This is a genomic window from Collinsella aerofaciens (assembly GCF_032584215.1).
In the GTDB taxonomy this organism is placed as follows: domain Bacteria; phylum Actinomycetota; class Coriobacteriia; order Coriobacteriales; family Coriobacteriaceae; genus Collinsella.
In genome coordinates this window covers 1-503 of the sequence record NZ_JAWHPN010000106.1, presented here as the reverse complement: position 1 = coordinate 503, position 503 = coordinate 1, and the positions used below count along the sequence as shown (strand labels likewise).

General features: G+C 47.7%; 1 protein-coding gene. It reads left to right on the top strand.

Features of this window, described 5'->3' with window-relative positions:
- On the top strand, positions 1–299 hold a 299-nt coding region (locus RX395_RS09965), incomplete at its 5' end, for a hypothetical protein (RefSeq protein WP_316367335.1).
- Between the last annotated feature and the right edge of the window lie 204 nt (positions 300–503).

The following is a 503-nucleotide window of genomic DNA, read 5'->3' as shown; positions in this document are numbered from 1 at the left end:
GTCCCTATTCAATGGAGTTTACCGAGGAGCAGGCCAGGAAGCAGATCAGGAGAGAACTACTTCGGGATAAGACCGGCGGGGACTGGCTGATTGGTAAAGTAGGGATTCGGGTGAGCTGCGACCTGGAGTTTGAGGACATGATTCAATACAGCGAATGGTGGGAGAAAAATAAAGACGAAAACATAATGATGAAGCGGAAGTTAAATCTAAATGGCCGGAGTGGCTATTGGGAGGTAGTTTTTTACCACACCCGGCCCCTGGGGCCTGTACCGGAGGAAATGAGGCCCTGCGTGCGTTGACCTTCCTCCTGCAGCACAAAAGAAAATAGCTCGGCTGGAGGACTTGAAAAGGCCTGTCCAGCCGAGCTATCATAAAGTCGAAAAATAGGGAAAAAAGTATTTATAATATATGCCGAGTAAGAGGGGCAAGGGGACACTGGAAATAGGCGAGAAAATCGCTTTGACGAATATGGGGGAAAAAAGTATTGATAATATATACCCCAC